Here is a 16,874-nt window from a genome sequence, read left to right as displayed (position 1 = left end):
CTGAGCCACCCGACCCCAGCGCCCTGAGCCACCCGATCCCAGCGCCCTGAGCCTGTCGAAGGACGAGCACCCGGCTCAGACCTCGGCGAGCACCTCCCCGTGCAGCAGGGAGATCCACCCGTCGGGGTGCCCGGCCCAGGCCCGCCAGCCGTCGGCGATCCGCTCCAGGTCGGCCGGGGTGGCGTGGCCGTCGGCGACCGCCTGCTCGGCCATCGCCGAGGCGGTCACCCGGTCAGCCCACATCCCGCCCCACCAGGCCCGGTCCTCGGGCGTGGCGAAGCACCAGGTGCTGGAGCCGACCTGCAACCGGGTCAGCCCGGCCTCGCGCGCCCAGGCGTGCAGCCGGCGGCCGGCGTCCGGCTCGCCGCCGTTGGCCCGGGCCACCCGCTGGTATAGCGCCATCCAGGCGTCCAGCTCGGGTAGCCGCGGCCACCAGGTGAAGGCGGCGTAGTCGGAGTCGCGCACCGCCACCACCCCGCCCGGCCGGGCCACCCGCGCCATCTCGGCCAGCGCGCGCACCGGGTCGGCCACGTGCTGCAGGACCTGGTGGGCGTGCACCACGTCGAAGGTGTCGTCGGGCAGGTCGAGGGCGTGCACGTCGCCCACCACCAGCTCCGCGGCCACCCCGCGCCCGGCCAGCCCGGCCCGGGTCACCTCCAGCGCCGCCGGCGTCGCCTCCAGCGCGGTCACCGGTCCGGGCGCGACCCGCTCGGCGAGGTCGGCGGTGAGCGTGCCGGGGCCGGCGCCCACGTCGAGCAGCGACAGCCCCGGCCGCAGCCGGTCGAGCAGGTAGGCTGCCGAGTTCTCCGCGGTGCGCCAGCGGTGCGAGCGCAGCACGCTCTCAGCGTGGCCGTGCGTGTAGCGGTGCCCGCTGGCGGGGTGCGACATGCTCGCAGCCCACCACTGCTCGATACTGCTCCGGTGACCGACTCAACCAGTGGGACGCCGCCACCCGACCGCCTGCCCGGCGACCAGTCGCCGACGGGCCGACCGGACGCGGGGGCACCGGTGCTGGTGCTCGCCAACGCCTCGGCCGGGTCGGCCGAGACCGCCGAGGTGGCGGCGGTGCTCAGGCGGCTCCGCGGGCTGGCCGAGGTGGAGGTGGCGGTTCCCGGCCGGGATGGTGAGCTCTCGGACCTGGTGGCCGGTGCTGCCGGTCGAGCGGTCGTCGTGGTCGGCGGGGACGGGTCGTTGAACGGGGTGCTGCAAGCGATGGTCGAGCGCGACGTGCTGGCGGCGGTGGGTCCGGTCGGATTGGTGCCGCTGGGCACCGGCAACGACTTCGCCCGTGGGCACGGGGTCCCCCTGGACCCGCAGCGGGCGGCCCAGGTCGCCCTCACCGGACGCACCCGGTCGGTGGGTCTGCTGCACGACGACCAGGGCCGGGTGGTGGTCAACGTGGTGCACGTCGGGGTGGCGGCCGAGGCCACGGCACACGCCGAGGACGTCAAGGGCCTGCTCGGCCGGACGGGCTACCTCGTCGGTGCCGTGCGGGCGGGGATCGGTGCCCTCGGTTGGCGGTTGCGGGTGCTGGTCGACGACGAGGTCGTGCTCGACGGCGGGTCGCGGACGCTGATGGTCTCGGTGGCCCTGGGCCGCTCGGTGGGCGGGGGCACCCCGGTGGCGCCGACCGCGGCACCGGAGGACGGGCTGGCCGACGTGGTCGTCTGCACCGCCACCGGCTGGGCCGCCCGGCTGGGGTTCGCCCGCGACCTGAGGGCCGGGCGGCACCTCGGGCGCGCGGACGTCCGCGTGCTGCGGGGGCGCCGGGTGCACGTCGAGGCGCTGGCGGGGGAGAGCTTCGGGATCAACGCCGATGGCGACCTGGTGGGCCGGCGCCGGCGAAGCACCTGGACCCTGGAGCCGCAGGCCTGGCGGATCCGGACCGCCGGCTGAGCGCCGGCCCGGGACCGGGTCAGGCCACCTCGTCCACGGTCGAGCCCAGGACCCCGGCGAACAGGGCGTCGAAGACCGCGGCCCGGTCGAACTGCAGCGCGTGCGCCCGGGCCCGGGCGGCCGTCTCCGCCCGGCGCTGGGGCGACCAGTCGCAAACCACCTCGTCCAGGGCGGTCCGGATGGCGTCGGGGTCGGAGCTGGGCACGACCACCGCGGTGTCGCCGACGGCCTCGAGGATGCCGCCGGTGTCGCACGTGATCACCGGCCCGCCGCCGGCCAGCATCGTCTCCACCAGCGCGATCCCGAAGGTCTCGACGAACTCCGGCTGCGGCCGGCTGGGCAGCACGAACGCCGCCGACCCCGCCATCAGGGCCGGCTTCTCCGCGTCGTCGACGTCGGTGAGCAGGTCGACGCGGTCGGCCACCCCCGAGTCGGCGATCCACCGGCGCAGGTCGTCCTCCTTGGGCCCACGGCCGGCGATGACCAGCCGGAGCCGCTCACTGGTCCGGCTGCCGACGTAGCCGCCGAGCAGGTCGTCCAGACCCTTGGCCGAGGCCAGCCGGGAGAGGAAGAGCACGTACCCGTCGGGGGTCAGCCCGCGCCGCTGGAGCACCCGCCGGGTCTGCTCGGGGTCGAGCCCGGTGTAGGCGGAGGTGTCGATCGCGGGGTAGGAGACGCCGACCCGGACGGCCAGCTCGTCGGCGAAGGAGGAGCCGCTGAGCGCGTCCAGCCGACGGGCCTCGGAGACCACCAGGTCCTTGGTGTAGCGGGAGACGGCGACGCAGAGGTCGCTGTCGAGGTAGCTGGTGAGCACGTGCGCGGCGGCGCCGTGCCGGCCGCGGGCGACGCAGTCGCGGACCACGTTGGTGATGTCGGAGCCCACCGCCTCCGCGATCGTCACCACGTCCGAGCCGAGCCGCCGGGCGATCCGGGCGGCGTCGCTGACCGCCACCGTGTGCGGGCTGAGGTACAGCGACATCGCCACCGTCGGGACACCGTCGGTGAACAGCTCGACCAGCCGGCCGGTGAGCCCGGCCAGGTGCCGGCCGTCGGGCACCCGGTAGTCGCCGACGGGTTCGGGCCGCTCCACCGTGATCCCCGGGCTGTAGGGGCTGACGGTCTCCAGCGGCTTGAGCGGCAGTCCGCTGGCCTGCAGCCGGTCCAGCGTCCAGGTGACGATGCGGACATCGGTGAACCCGCGCTGCAGGGCCACCTCGGCCAGGCAGCGGGCCTCACCGGAGTGCCCGCAGATGACCGGGTCGGCGCGGACGACGAGGACGAGCCGGCGTCCGGCCGGGTCGCTGGGCAGGACGGGGACGGGAGCGGACACGGTCACCTCCGGGAGGGGTCGGGTGGGCGGGGGTCGGACGTCGAGGGCGGGCGGTGCTGCCGGCCCCAGCCACTCGGCTCGTGACCGAGGGTGAACACCAGCTCCGAGGCCTCCCGCAGCTCCGCCGCGCTGAGCCAGGCCCGCTCCAGCGGCCGGCCGTCGAGGGTGACCGACTGCACGTGGTCGACCCGTCCCGGGCGTGGCGGGGTGAGGCCGCGGGCGTGCACGGCGAGCTCGGAGTCCTCCAGCACGAGGCTGGCCGACGGCACGGCCGGCGGGTGCAGCAGGAACAGCGACTGCCCCGGTGCCGGGAACAGCCCGAGGGTGGCCCACACGTACCAGGCGCTCAGCCCGCCGGAGTCGTCGTTGCCGGGCAGCCCGCCGCGCCCCGTGCCGAACTGGGAACGCAGCACCTGCTGCACCACCTCCGCGGTGCGGTCGGGACGTCCGGCCCAGTGGTAGGCCCACGGGGCGTCGTAGTCGGGCTCGTTGTTCAGCCCCTCGAAGCGGCCCAGGGCGTAGCCGGCCTGCAGCTCGGCGCTGGTCGGCCCGACCCCGGGCTGACGCACCGGCGGCTGGCCGAACCCGAAGAAGCGGTCCAGCATCGCCACGAACGGCGTGTCACCGCCGGCCAGCTCGATCCGGGCCCGCATGTCGTGCAGCAGCCGGAAGGAGTAGTTCCAGCGGCCGCCCTCGTAGAAGGTGGAGTCGACCAGCAGCCCGGTGTCGGGGTCGAAGGCGTTGATCCAGCCGCCCGCCAGACCGGAGAGCTGCCGGGCCAGGGCGCGGTCGCCGACCCGGCGGGCCACCGCGGCGGTGGCGTGGTAGGCCATCGCCAGGTCGAGGGTGTGGCTGATCGGGTGGGCGACCTGGTGCAGCAGGTAGTCCTCGCCGTAGGTGCGGCGCAGCTCGGCCTCGAGGTGGACCAGCGCCCAGTCCCAGTCGATGCCGGGGACGTCGCGCTCGCAGAGGTCGGCCAGCAGCAGGTGCGCCAGGGCGCTGGCCTGCCGGGAGAACCGGTCGGCGCCCTTGGCCATCCGGTAGCCGATCGGCAGGTTGCCCTCCTCCTCGCAGACGGTGAGCAGGGAGACCGCGAGGTCGGTGGCGCGTTGGGGGAACAGCAGGGTCAGCAGCGGCAGCTGGGTGCGGTAGATGTCCCACATCGTGCAGACGTCGAAGACCCACGGCCCGTCCCCGGTCCAGCCCGGCGCCTCGTCGGGGGCGAAGCAGGGTTTGACCAGCGAGTGGTAGAGAGCGGTGGCCAGCACCGTCTCCTGCTCCGCGCTGACCGGCTCCACCTGCACCCGCCCGAGGTGGCTGCGCCAGGCGTCCTCGGTGGCCCGGCGGCGCCAGCCGAACGCGGTCACCCGCCGGCCGAGGTCGGCGTCGTGGTTGGCCCGGGCCTGCTCGCAGCCGCGCAGCGACCAGCCCATCCTCACCTCGACCACCTGGTCGGACCGGCTGGGCCCGCTCCACACCATCCCGAAGGGGCGCAACGTGGTCGGCCGGATCCCGTCCAGGTCGAGCCGGGTGCCACCGGGCATCAGCCGCCGGTCGTACCACAGCAGCTGCCGCCAGCCCGGGGCGTGCACCTGCACGTGGGTGGCCAGCGGGACGCCCTCGACGGTGATCTCGCCCTCGGCCACACCGGGGGCCAGCATCGCCAGGTGGGCGCGGAGCGGGACGGTCCGGCTGTGCGGCAGGGCCAGCCCGCCGATCGAGGCGTCGACCACGACCCGCGCGCGCTCCGAGGCCGGGAAGACGTAGCGGTGCACCGCCGACTTCGGACCGACGGTCAGCTCGCAGCGGATGCCCGAGCCCAGGGTGCCGGCCCAGTACCCGGGGCGGGCCACCTCGTCGCGGACCGGCCAGGTGGTGCCCAGGGCGTCCAGCGGCTCGAGCATGGGGGTCACCCGGAAGTAGTTGTAGTACTTGCGGATGGCGCCGGTCCCGGACTGCTGGAAGTGGGTGAACCCGCTGGCCACGACCTCGTCGTGGACGGTGCGCGGGACGCCCTCGGTGTTGAAGTCGTAGCGGCCGTAGCCGGTGGGGTAGGCGCCGGAGTAGGGGCACACCGAGACCATCCCGAAGGGGTGGGTGGCACCGGGGTGGGTGTTGCCGATCTGCGGCTTGGGCCACCACCAGGTGGCAGCCAGGCCCTCCGGCGGCGGCAGCCGGGTCGCCTCCGTGCCGATGAACGGGTCGACGGCGTCGTGCACCCTCGCCTCCTCCCGCCGTGGTCGGTCGTCGTCCTCGACGCTAGGTCGGCCACGTTGCAGCGGTGTGTCCGCCGGAGGTCCACCCGGTGACGTCCCGCGTCCCGGCGGCACGCTGTGGAGAACCCGCCCGTGCCTGGCTGGGCCGGATACGGTGAACGGGTGCCTCCCACCTCCACGACGTCCGCCGGTCACCGCGACGTGCTGCAGGCCGCGGTCGGGGGCATCGGCGGCACCGCGCGTCCCGGCCAGCAGCAGATGGCCGACGCCATCGCCTCGACCCTGCGCACCGGCCAGCACCTGCTCGTGCAGGCCGGTACCGGCACCGGTAAGTCGCTGGGCTACCTCGCGCCGGTGCTGGCCCACCTCACCGAGCACCCCGAGGAGCGGGTGGTCATCGCCACCGCCACGCTGGCCCTGCAGACCCAGCTCGCGCACAAGGACATCCCGGCCGCCCTGGACGCGGTGGAGCAGGTCACCGGACGCCGGCCCCGCCACGCCGTCCTCAAGGGACGCTCCAACCACGCCTGCCTGCTGCGGGTGCGCGACGGCGTCGTCGACGAGCAGGAGGCGCTGGTCACCGGCTCCGACCTGATGGCGATGGTCCAGGACGCGCCGTCCGGCAGCGGGCCCACCGGGGCGGAGACCGTCCCGGTCACCGGCGGCACGGGCTCGGGCGGCTCGGCCGTCGGCGCCCAGGTGGTGGCGCTGCGGGAGTGGGCCGAGCAGCAGGCCGAGCAGGGCGGCCTGGCCGACCGCGACGACGCGCCGAGCCACAGCCCGCGGGCCTGGGCGCAGGTGTCGGTGCCGGTCCGGGAGTGCCTGGGAGCCGCACGCTGCCCGTGGGGCGAGGTCTGCTTCGTGGAGAAGTCGCGGGAGCGGGCGCGGGAGGCCGACCTGGTGGTCACCAACCACGCCCTGCTGGCGATCGACGCCATGCACGGCGGCACCGCCATCCCCGAGTACTCCGCGGTGGTCATCGACGAGGCCCACGAGCTGGTGGCCCGGGTCACCGGGGCGGCCTCCGGCGAGCTCAGCCCGGCGCAGGTGGAGCGGGTGGCCAAGCGGTGCCTGACCTGGCTGGACGACGACCTGGGCGGGGAGTTCCTCGACAGCGCCGACACCCTGCGGATCGCCCTCGACGCGGCGGTGCCGGAACGGATCACCGATCCCGGGCACGGCTGCGTCGACGCCTGCCGCCGGGTCCGCGACGTGGCCCGTCGGGTGGTCTCGGTGCTGGGCAAGGGCGGCCAGGGCGCGTCGCAGGCCACCGACGAGCCGGAGAAGCGGCAGGCCGCCGCGGTCGCCCAGGAGGTGTTCGACCTCGCCGAGCGGATGGCCGCGCTGGCCGAGGCCGACGTGGTCTGGGTGGTCGACCGCGAGCGCGCCGGCCGCGAGCTCCGGGTGGCGCCGCTCAGCGTGGCCGGGCTGATGCGCAGCCACGTGCTCAGCCAGCACCCCACCGTGCTCACCTCGGCCACCCTGCAGCTCGGCGGCAGCTTCGACGCCACCGCCGGCTCGGTCGGGCTCTGGCCGGGGGAGCGCACCGACGACCCCGACCCCGGAGAGCCGGCCGAGGACGCCCTGAGCTGGCGCGGGATCGACGTCGGCTCGCCGTTCGACTACCGGCGCCAGGGCATCCTCTACCTGGCCCGCCACCTGCCACCGCCGCGGCGGGACGGGATCAGCGAGGAGACCCTGGCGGAGGTGGCCGAGCTGGTCTGGGCGGCCGGCGGACGCACGCTGGGGCTGTTCGCCTCCCAGCGCTCGGCCGAGGTGGCCGCCGACCACGTCCGGCGCCAGCTCAAGGACCACACCGTCCTCTGCCAGGGCGAGGCGAACCTGCCCGAGCTCACCCGTCGCTTCGTCGAGGAGCCGGCCACCAGCCTGTTCGGCACCGTGTCGCTGTGGCAGGGCATCGACGTGCCCGGCGACACGTGTGAGCTGGTGATCATCGACAAGCTGCCGTTCCCGCGCCCCGACGACCCGCTGATGCAGGCCCGCCAGCAGGCGGTCACCGAGCGCGGCGGCAACGGCTTCATGCAGGTCGCCGCCACCCACGCCGCGCTGCTGATGGCCCAGGGGGCGGGACGGCTGATCCGCCGGGCCAGCGACCGCGGGGTGGTCGCCGTCCTCGACCCGCGGCTGGTCACCGCCCGCTACGGCAGCTTCCTGCGCTCGTCGATGCCGCCGATGTGGTCGACCACCGACCGCGAGGTGGCCGTGCAGGCGCTGCGGCGGCTGCAGGAGGCCCGGGGCGAGCAGGCCTGACCGGTCGCACCCCGGGTCAGTCCCGCACCGGCTCGTCCCAGGGCGCGGTGCAGAAGAGCACCGACCACGGGCTGCAGCCGATCCCGCGCTCCGGGAGCACCGTGCGGGTGGTGACCACCGCCACCCAGTCCTGGCCGGGTTCCAGGTCCTCCAGCGCGAAGGTCTCCCCGGCCGTGCCGTCGGCGCCGGCGGTGCGCAGCTGGTAGCACCGGTCGTCGGCCACCGCCGCCGCCGGGACCCACAGCGTCTCGACCTCCGGCAGGTCCGCCTCCGACCGCTTCCGCAGCGCGACGCAGCCGTCGGGCAGCGGCGAGGAGGTGGGCTCGCCGAAGTCGGCCGCGGCCAGCCGGGCCACCAGGGCGTCGGCCGCGGCCCGGTCGGCCACTGGGTGGAGGTCGATGCTGCGCACCGAGCAGGTCTGGGTGTGCTCCTGCACGATCCAGCCCGCGTCGCGGGTGCCGAGCTGGCACTCCAGCGCGAGGTGGCTGTGGCGCGGCGGTGGCCCGCCTGCGGCCGCCACCGCCGCCCGCTGGCGGTCGCGCAGCGCCCTCACCTCCGGCTCGGCGACCGCTCGGCCGTCGCGCACCTCGGCGGCGACCTCACGGGCGAGTCGGGCCTGCCGGACCGAGCCGACCACCCCGTTGCCCACGTAGGCCAGCACCGGCAGGGCGAGCAGGACGGCCAGCACGACGAGCACCACCCGGAGCACCCGTGCCCAGCGCGATCGCGGCGCCGGGACGGACGGGTGGGCGGACAGCTGGTCGGGGCTGGGCACGGGGCGACGCTAGCCGCTCGCCGGGCCAACCCGGGCGGCTCAGACCCGGCGCAGCACCGTGACGACCTTGCCGAGCACGGTCGCCTCGTTGCCGTCGATCGGCTCGTAGGCCGGGTTGTGGGGCAGCAGCCACACCTGGCCCGGCGTGCGCTTGAAGGTCTTGACCGTGGCCTCCTCGCCGATCAGGGCGGCCACGATGTCACCGTTCTGGGCGTCGGGCTGCTGCCGGACGACCACCCAGTCGCCGTCGCAGATGGCGGCGTCGACCATCGAGTCACCGCGCACCTCGAGCATGAAGAGGGTCCCGTCGCCGACCAGCTGCTTGGGCAGCGGGAAGACGTCCTCCACGACCTCCTCGGCCAGGATCGGGCCACCGGCCGCGATCCGCCCGACCACCGGCACCGGCACGGCGGCGGGGAAGGCGTCCGACACGCCGGTCTCGTCCCCGGCGTTGGCCAGCACCGGCGCCTCGTCCGGTGCGGTGCCCACCGACGGCCCGCCGGGCAGCAGCACCTCCATCGCGCGGGGACGGTTCGGGTCGCGCCTCAGGTAGCCCTTGGCCTCGAGCACCTTGAGCTGGTGGCTGCCGCTGGAGGAGCTGGCCAGACCGACCGCGTCGCACACCTCCCGGATGCTCGGCGGGTAGCCGCGGCGCTCCACCGACTCCTTGATCACCTCGAGGATCCGGCGCTGGCGGGGGGTGAGGCCGTGGACGTCCTCCGGGCCGTCGGGCAGGGACGTGACGGTGGCCCCGGACTCGGCCAGCTGGGCGGCCACCATCTCGGCGCTGGGACGTCCGCGTCGACGTCCGCCGGGGCGGGTGCTGGGGACGGGCGGCTCATCGGTGCTGCGGACCATGGAGCAGACGCTACGGCTCCTGCGCGCACCAATCAAACACCTGTTCGACCTCGGCGCGTCGCGCTGCGCGGTCGTCCCGACGGCGCCCGGCAGGGCCAAGAGCCGGGCTCGGGACGTCGTCGCGCGAGAACTGTCAGTGCCTCCTGGTGGAGTTCTCGACGTCGGCCGACGGACCGACCGGTGGGCCTGCGAACACGTGTTCGAACACGCCGGGCGAGGTCGTTGGCACACACGTTCGAATCGAGTAGACAGGGGTATCGAACATGGGTTCGACGCACCGAGGAGGCAGCATGAGCACCACCATCGTGACCGCCGGTCCGCTGACGGAGTCCGCGCTGCGGGTCGCCCCGCCGGTCCGCCGGCGCCGGGTGCGTCCGCAGAGCCGGGTCCGTCCCACCGGGGCCGGTGCGCCGGAGCTGCGCACCCCGGCCCGGGCGCCGCGGGCCTGCCGGGTGTCGGCGCCGGCCCCGGCTACGGCCACCGGGAGCGACTGGCACCTGACCGCCCGTGGGGTGGCCGTGGTCACCGCGCTCACCCTGGCGACCTTCGTGCTCGCGGTGGTGGCGATGGTGGGTCGCTTCCTGGTGGTGACCGGCTGACTCTGCGCCGGGGTGACGACCGGCAGGATGTCCGGGCTTGATCTAGGGGCGAGATCGCCCTAAGGTCACTACATGTAGTGGTCACACGGATGTGATTCCGCTACAGGTAGATCCAGGCCGTCGATCCCGGGGGAGTGGTCGTGCACTGTCCGTACTGTCGCAACACCGACTCCCGGGTGCTCGACTCCCGGGTGAGCGATGACGGCACCAGCATCCGGCGCCGTCGCCAGTGCCCCGAGTGCGGGCGTCGGTTCACCACCGTCGAGCGGATGCAGATGATGGTGGTCAAGCGCTCCGGCGTGGTCGAGCCGTTCAATCGCGACAAGGTCGTCAGCGGGGTGCGCAAGGCCTGCAAGGGCCGACCGGTCAGCGAGGACGCGCTGGCCCAGCTGGCCCAGACCGTGGAGGAGACGCTGCGGGCCGCGGGGAACCCCGAGGTCCCCGCCGACGAGGTCGGCCTGGCCATCCTGCAGCCGCTGCGCGAGCTCGACCCGGTGGCCTACCTCCGCTTCGCCAGCGTCTACCAGAAGTACGAGTCCGTCGACGACTTCGAGGCCGCGATCAGCGAGCTGCGCGGCGCGCCGACGGCTGCCGGGCCCGTCCAGGGGCCCTGACCGGGACACGGGTCGGGGCGCCCCGCGTCGAGCAACGCCCCGACCCGTCGGTCCGCCGCTGCCCGCGGCCGCAGGCGCCCGCCTCCACCACCTGGGGAGGGCCCCGTTGTCCCACCGTCCGACGGCGCCGAGAATGGGCGGGTGACCGACACCAGCCGTCCGACCACGACCACCGGCCTCCGGGTGCCGAGGGTGTTCTCCACCGAGGGTGTGCACCCCTACGACGAGGTGACCTGGGAGCTGCGCGACGTCGTCCAGACGAACTGGCGCACGGGCGAGACGGTCTTCGAGCAGCACGGCGTCGAGTTCCCCGACTTCTGGAGCGTCAACGCCGCGACCATCGTCACCACCAAGTACTTCCGCGGGGCGGTGGGCACCGAGCAGCGCGAGCACAGCCTGCGTCAGCTGCTGGACCGGGTGGTCGACCGCTACGCCGCCGCCGGTCTGGAGCACGGCTACTTCGCCGGCGAGGCCGACGCGGCGGTGTTCGGCGACGAGCTGCGCTGGCTGCTGCTGCACCAGTACTTCAGCTTCAACTCACCGGTCTGGTTCAACGTCGGCACCAGCTCCCCGCAGCAGGTGAGTGCCTGCTTCATCCTGTCGGTCGACGACACCATGGACTCGATCCTCAACTGGTACCGGGAGGAGGGGCTGATCTTCAAGGGCGGCTCCGGGGCCGGGCTCAACCTGTCCCGGATCCGGTCCTCGAAGGAGCGGCTCAGCTCCGGCGGCACCGCCTCGGGGCCGGTCTCCTTCATGCGCGGGGCCGACGCCTCGGCCGGCACCATCAAGTCCGGCGGGGCCACCCGGCGGGCGGCGAAGATGGTGGTGCTCGACGTCGACCACCCCGACATCGCCGACTTCGTCGCCACCAAGGCGCGCGAGGAGCAGAAGATCCGCGCGTTGCGCGACGCCGGCTTCGACATGGACCTCGGCGGTGCCGACATCACCAGCGTCCAGTACCAGAACGCCAACAACTCGGTCCGGGTCAGCGACGCCTTCATGCGCGCGGTCGAGGAGGACGGCACCTTCGACCTCACCGCCCGCACCGACGGCCGCACCCTGGAGACGGTCCGGGCCCGCGAGCTCTTCGCCTCGATCGCGCAGGCGGCCTGGGAGTGCGCCGACCCGGGCCTGCAGTACGACGACACCATCAACCGCTGGCACACCAACCCCGAGAGCGGGCGGATCACCGCGTCCAACCCCTGCTCGGAGTACCTCAGCCTGGACGACAGCTCGTGCAACCTCGCCAGCCTCAACCTGCTGGCGTTCCTGCGCCCGGACGGCACCGTCGACACCGGGTCCTTCGTCGCAGCGGTCGAGCTGGTCACCACGGCGATGGACATCTCGATCTGCTTCGCCGACTTCCCGACCGAGGCGATCGGGCGGAACACCCGCGACTTCCGCCAGCTCGGGCTGGGCTATGCCAACCTCGGCGCCCTGCTGATGGCCAGCGGGCACGGCTACGACAGCGACGGCGGGCGCGCACTGGCCGCCAGTCTCACCGCGCTGATGACCGGGGCGGCCTACCGGCGCTCGGCCGAGCTGGCCCGGGTGGTCGGGCCCTATGCGGGCTACGCCCGCAACGCCGAGGCGCACCAGCGGGTGATGGGCCAGCACCGCGATGCCTGCACCGCCCTGACGACGCTGTCCGACGTCGACGGCGCGGTGCACGATCGGGCCGGGCGGGAGTGGGCGCAGGTGCTCGCCCTGGGGGCCGAGCACGGCTTCCGCAACGCCCAGGCCACCGTGCTCGCCCCGACCGGGACGATCGGCTTCATGATGGACTGCGACACCACCGGGGTGGAGCCGGACTTCTCGCTGGTGAAGTTCAAGAAGCTCGTCGGCGGCGGCTCGATGCAGATCGTCAACGCCACCGTGCCGCGGGCGCTGCGCACCCTGGGCTACGACGAGGAGACGGTCGAGGCCGTCGTGGCGCACGTCGCCGAGCACGGCCACGTGGTCGACGCCGCCGGGCTGGCCCCGGAGCACCACGAGGTCTTCGACTGCGCCATGGGCGTCCGGGCGATCGCGCCGATGGGGCACGTGCGGATGATGGCGGCCGTCCAGCCATTCCTCTCCGGCGGGATCTCCAAGACGGTGAACCTGCCCGAGGACGCCACCGTCGACGACATCGCCGAGGTGTTCACCGAGGGCTGGCGGCTGGGGCTGAAGGCTCTGGCGGTCTACCGCGACAACTGCAAGGTGGGCCAGCCGCTGACCACCGGCACGCCGACGGTGCGCACCGCCGACCCCGAGCCGACGCCGGAGACGCCGGCCGAGGTGCGCCCGGTGCGCCGGCGGCTGCCGAAGTCGCGGGCCAGCCGCACCACCTCGTTCTCCGTCGGCGGCGCCGAGGGCTACATGACCGCCGGCAGCTACGACGACGGCGGGCTGGGCGAGATCTTCCTCAAGCTCGGCAAGCAGGGCTCCACCCTGGCCGGGGTGATGGACGCCTTCTCGATCGCGGTCTCGATCGGGCTGCAGTACGGCGTCCCGCTGGAGACCTTCGTGCAGAAGTTCACCAACCTGAAGTTCGAGCCGGCCGGGATGACCGACGACCCGGACATCCGGATGGCGCAGTCGATCATGGACTACATCTTCCGCCGGCTCGCCCTGGACCACCTGAGCACCGAGCAGCGCACCGAGCTCGGCATCCACACCGCGCGGGAGCGGGCGCGCCATGTCGAGACCGGCTCCTACGACCCGCCGGTCGAGGAGCTGGCCGCCGATGCCGCACCCGAGCCGGCAGCACCGGCTCCCACCCCGGCTCCGGCGAGGCCCGACCCCTCCGCCGCGCACACCACCACCGAGCTGGTCGAGTCGCTGTCGGGCCGGACGGTCGACGCGCCGTTGTGCTACGTCTGCGGCACCAAGATGCGGCCCAGCGGCTCCTGCTACGTGTGCGAGGGCTGCGGCTCCACCAGCGGGTGCAGCTGATGGAGCAGCGGCTGAGCCTGGTCACCCTCGCCGTGGACGACCTCGAGGCGGTGCGCCGGTTCTGGGTCGAGGGCATCGGCTGGCAGCCGATGACCGACGAGCCGGGGGAGGTGGTGATGTTCCAGGTGGGTGAGCACCTGCTGCTCTCGCTCTGGGACGTCGGCCACTTCACCGCCGAGGTCGGCCCACCGGTCCGCGGGCCGGGGGCGTTCCCGATCACGCTGGCGCACAACCTCGGCAGCCCGGAGGAGGTGGACGCGGTGCTCGCCCTGGCCGAGCGGGCCGGCGCCCGCACCACCGCGGCCGAGCACCGCGACTGGGGTGGCTACTCCGGCTACTTCGTCGACCCGGCGGGGTTCTCCTGGGAGATCGCCTGGGCCCCGGGGGAGATCGGCGCGCTGGTGGTGCCGCCTGGCCGGCCCGGCTGAGCGGACCGCCGGACGGGGGCGAGGATGGTGACAGCAGTCATCGCGGAGCGGCCCCCGAGCGAGGTTGAATGACCCCATGCGCGCCACCCGGTCGACCGTCCTCATGCTGCTCGCCGCCGTGCTGCTGCTCCTGCTGCCGACCGCCTCGGCCCGGGCCGAGTCGGACGGGGACTGGAGCTACCCGCGCTACGACGTCACCGCCGAGCTCGCCGAGGACGGCACCGCGCAGGTCACCCTCGACTTCGACTACGACCTCGGCAGCGACCCCGGCCACGGGCCGCTGCTCGGCCAGGCCGTCCGCACCGAGGTGCAGGGCGACCCCGACCACTACCGCAGCCTGCCGATCACCGACGTCACCGCCACCCGCGACGGCCGGCCCGAGCCGGTGCAGACCGAGACCGACGGCGGCGTGCTGCAGCTGCGGATCGGCGACGAGGACGTCGAGCTGGAGGGTCTGCACACCTACACCGTGACCTTCACCCAGCGCGGCCTGGTCAACCCCGAGGCCGCCGGGTCGGGGCTGGACGAGCTGGCCTGGAACGTCCTGGTCGACCAGTCCCTGCCCGTGCAGGACGTCACCGTCACCGTCACCGGGCCCGACGACGTCCAGCAGGTCGCCTGCTTCGCCGGGGACGCCGGCAGCCGCACGCCCTGCGCCACCAGCAGCGCCGACGGCCCCATCGCCACCTTCGGCCACCCCGCGGTCGAGGAGGGCCAGGGCCTCACCACGGTCGCCGGCTGGCCCGCCGGCACCTTCACCGCGGAGCCGATCCTCATCCCGCGCCGCCACCTCGGCAACCTCTTCCCGCTCACCCCGGTCACCGGCGTCCTCGGCTCGCTGGTGGCCGTCCTCGGCGTGGTCGGCCTGGTGCTGCTGGGCCGCCGTGGCGCCGACGAGCGCTACGCCGACCTCACCCCGGGCCTGATGCCGGTGGGCGGCGAGCCCGTGCGCACCACCCGCGGCCGCAGCGGCGCCCCGGTGGCGGTCCGCTTCACCCCGCCCGAGGACGCCCGGCCCGGGCAGATCGGCACCCTGCTCGACGAGGTCGCCCACGACCGCGACGTCACCGCCACCATCGTCGACCTCGCCGTCCGCGGCCACCTGGTGATCGAGGACGTCGCCGCCGAGGCGGAGAAGCCGCCGAAGGGCCCCGACCGCTGGCGGCTGCGCCGGCTGGACGCCGACCGGTCCGGGTTGCAGCGCTACGAGCAGGACCTGCTGGACGGCCTGTTCGCCGACGGGTCGCCGGTGCTGCTGTCCGACCTGGGCGCCTCCTTCGCCACCCTCAAGGCCAAGGCCCAGCGCGACCTGTACCGCGACGTCACCGAACGCGGCTGGTTCCACGGCGACCCCAGCCGGGTCCGGGCCACCTGGGTCGGGTGGGGCATCCTCGTCGCGGTCGCCGGGGCGGTGCTCAGCCTGGTGCTCGCCTTCGCCGTGTCCTGGGGGCTGGTCCCGCTGGCGCTGGTACCGCTGGGCATCGCGCTCGCGGTGCTGTCGGTGCGCATGCCGACCCGGACCGCCGAGGGCTCGGCGGTGCTGGAGCAGGCCCGGGGGTTCAAGCTGTACCTCGGCACCGCGGAGGCCGACCAGATCCGCCTGGAGGAGGGTGAGGACATCTTCTCCCGCTACCTGCCGCACGCCATCGCCTTCGGCGTCGCCGAGCACTGGGCCGGCGTCTTCCGCGAGCTGGCCGAGCGTGGTGTGGTGCTGCCCGACCCGGTCTGGTACGTCGGCGGCTACCACGGCAGCCTGCTGCTGGCCCCCTCCTTCGCCAGCGACCTGGCCTCCTTCTCCGCCGACACCAGCGCGGCGATGACCGCCGCCTCCACCGCCTCCTCCGGCGGCAGCGGGTTCAGCGCCGGCGTGGGCGGCGGAGTGGGTGGCGGTAGCGCCGGCGGGTGGTGAGCGGCCCCACCACACCCCGACGCCGCTGCCGGCGGTCGTAGGGTCGGGACCATGGAGCCGTTCCCCGACCCGTACCCGGGCCCGGCCACGCCGCCGGAGGTGCGGGTGTACGAGGTCGGGCCGCGCGACGGCCTCCAGGCCGAGCGCGCCGTCCTCACCCCGGAGGTCAAGATCGCCTTCGTCCGCCGGCTGCACGCCGCCGGACTGCCCACCATCGAGGCGACCAGCTTCGTCTCGCCGCGCTGGGTGCCCCAGCTGGCCGACGCCGAGCAGGTGCTGGCCGGGCTGGGCGACCTGGACGGCCTCCGGCTGCCGGTGCTGGTGCCGAACGTCCGCGGGCTGGAGCGCGCGCTGGCCGCCGGCGCCCGTGAGGTCGCCGTCGTCGTCTCGGCCACCGACAGCTTCGCCCGGGCCAACCTCGGCACCGACCGGGAGACCGCGCTCGGCCGCGCCGCCGACGTCGTGCGGGGCGCCCGCGCGGCCGGGCTGGCCGTCCGCGGTTATGTCTCGATGTGCTTCGGCGACCCCGACGAGGGCCGCGTCCCGGTCGCCGAGGTGGTGCCGGTGGTGCACCGGCTGCTCGAGCTGGGCTGCGCCACGGTCAGCCTCGGCGACACGATCGGCGTCGCCACCCCGGCCCACGTGCGTGCCCTGCTCACCGCGCTGGCCGGCACCACGGACCGGCTCGCGCTGCACGGCCACGACACCTACGGCCAGGCGCTGGCCAACGTGGCCGAGGCGCTCGAGCACGGTGTGGTCGAGCTCGACGCCTCCGCCGGCGGTCTCGGCGGCTGCCCCTACGCCCGCTCCGCCACCGGCAACCTCGCCACCGAGGACCTGCTCTGGATGCTCGGCGGCCTCGGCGTGCGCACCGGTGTGGACCTGGGCGCCGTCGCCTCGACCAGCCTCTGGATGGCCCGCCACCTCGGTCGACCCAGCCCGTCGCGGGTGGTCACCGCCCTCGCCGGTGGTGCGCTACGTTCGCCTGCAGACGCCGATCCGGCGCCCGCCCCCGAGCCGCGACCGAGCACCTGAGGA

General features: G+C 74.5%; 13 protein-coding genes. 8 read left to right on the top strand and 5 right to left on the bottom strand.

What is annotated here, in order from left to right:
* Positions 1-75: 75 nt before the first annotated feature.
* Positions 76-888 carry a methyltransferase domain-containing protein gene (locus DT076_RS02930; RefSeq protein ID WP_114125088.1) on the bottom strand — a complete coding sequence of 271 codons (813 nt, stop codon included), beginning with the start codon at positions 886-888 and terminating at the stop codon, positions 76-78.
* 33 nt (positions 889-921) lie between these two features.
* Here DT076_RS02930 and DT076_RS02925 point away from each other — a divergent pair, with 33 nt between their 5' ends.
* Positions 922-1,896, top strand: a complete 975-nt coding sequence (locus DT076_RS02925) for a diacylglycerol/lipid kinase family protein (RefSeq protein WP_158548024.1) — start codon at positions 922-924, stop codon at positions 1,894-1,896.
* A 19-nt stretch (positions 1,897-1,915) separates the two neighbouring features.
* Here the strand turns inward: DT076_RS02925 and DT076_RS02920 are convergent, their stop codons facing one another.
* Both DT076_RS02920 and DT076_RS02915 read right to left on the bottom strand, forming a co-directional pair.
* A complete protein-coding gene (locus DT076_RS02920; protein ID WP_114125087.1) occupies positions 1,916-3,226 on the bottom strand; it encodes a glycosyltransferase in 1,311 nt (436 codons plus the stop codon).
* A gap of 2 nt (positions 3,227-3,228) precedes the next feature.
* Positions 3,229-5,445, bottom strand: coding sequence for a glycoside hydrolase domain-containing protein (locus DT076_RS02915; RefSeq protein WP_114125086.1), 2,217 nt, complete (start codon positions 5,443-5,445; stop codon positions 3,229-3,231).
* 255 nt (positions 5,446-5,700) lie between these two features.
* On the opposite strand from DT076_RS02915, the gene DT076_RS02910 reads away from it, so the two are divergent.
* A complete protein-coding gene (locus DT076_RS02910) occupies positions 5,701-7,713 on the top strand; it encodes an ATP-dependent DNA helicase (protein WP_114125253.1) in 2,013 nt (670 codons plus the stop codon).
* Between the two features lie 16 nt (positions 7,714-7,729).
* On the opposite strand, the gene DT076_RS02905 is transcribed toward DT076_RS02910, so the two are convergent.
* Complete coding sequence (locus DT076_RS02905; protein ID WP_114125085.1) at positions 7,730-8,488, bottom strand: hypothetical protein; 759 nt, start codon at positions 8,486-8,488, stop codon at positions 7,730-7,732.
* Between the two features lie 39 nt (positions 8,489-8,527).
* Positions 8,528-9,346: a transcriptional repressor LexA gene (gene lexA, locus DT076_RS02900; RefSeq protein WP_114125084.1), complete on the bottom strand. Its 819-nt coding sequence runs from the start codon at positions 9,344-9,346 to the stop codon at positions 8,528-8,530.
* A gap of 290 nt (positions 9,347-9,636) precedes the next feature.
* On the opposite strand from lexA, the gene DT076_RS02895 reads away from it, so the two are divergent.
* From DT076_RS02895 to DT076_RS02870, 6 genes are all read left to right on the top strand, one after another.
* Positions 9,637-9,945, top strand: a complete 309-nt coding sequence (locus DT076_RS02895) for a hypothetical protein (protein ID WP_114125083.1) — start codon at positions 9,637-9,639, stop codon at positions 9,943-9,945.
* A gap of 140 nt (positions 9,946-10,085) precedes the next feature.
* Positions 10,086-10,559: a transcriptional regulator NrdR gene (gene nrdR / locus DT076_RS02890; protein WP_114125252.1), complete on the top strand. Its 474-nt coding sequence runs from the start codon at positions 10,086-10,088 to the stop codon at positions 10,557-10,559.
* Between the two features lie 141 nt (positions 10,560-10,700).
* Positions 10,701-13,499, top strand: a complete 2,799-nt coding sequence (locus DT076_RS02885) for a vitamin B12-dependent ribonucleotide reductase (RefSeq protein ID WP_114125082.1) — start codon at positions 10,701-10,703, stop codon at positions 13,497-13,499.
* Entirely contained in the window at positions 13,499-13,927 is a 429-nt protein-coding gene (locus DT076_RS02880; protein ID WP_114125251.1) for a VOC family protein, read from the top strand. The genes DT076_RS02885 and DT076_RS02880 overlap by 1 nt, the downstream gene beginning before the upstream one ends.
* 76 nt (positions 13,928-14,003) lie before the next feature.
* Positions 14,004-15,836 carry a DUF2207 domain-containing protein gene (locus tag DT076_RS02875; protein ID WP_114125081.1) on the top strand — a complete coding sequence of 611 codons (1,833 nt, stop codon included), beginning with the start codon at positions 14,004-14,006 and terminating at the stop codon, positions 15,834-15,836.
* Positions 15,837-15,887: 51 nt separating this feature from the next.
* The gene (locus DT076_RS02870; RefSeq protein WP_114125080.1) at positions 15,888-16,871 is read left to right on the top strand and encodes a hydroxymethylglutaryl-CoA lyase; all 984 of its coding nucleotides are present in this window, start codon (positions 15,888-15,890) and stop codon (positions 16,869-16,871) included.
* Positions 16,872-16,874: the final 3 nt, after the last annotated feature.

This window comes from Desertihabitans brevis, from assembly GCF_003327535.1.
Classification (GTDB): Bacteria; Actinomycetota; Actinomycetes; order Propionibacteriales; family Propionibacteriaceae; genus Desertihabitans; species Desertihabitans brevis.
Note: the sequence above shows the minus strand (reverse complement) of the source record. Positions and strands in the feature narration are given on the sequence as shown.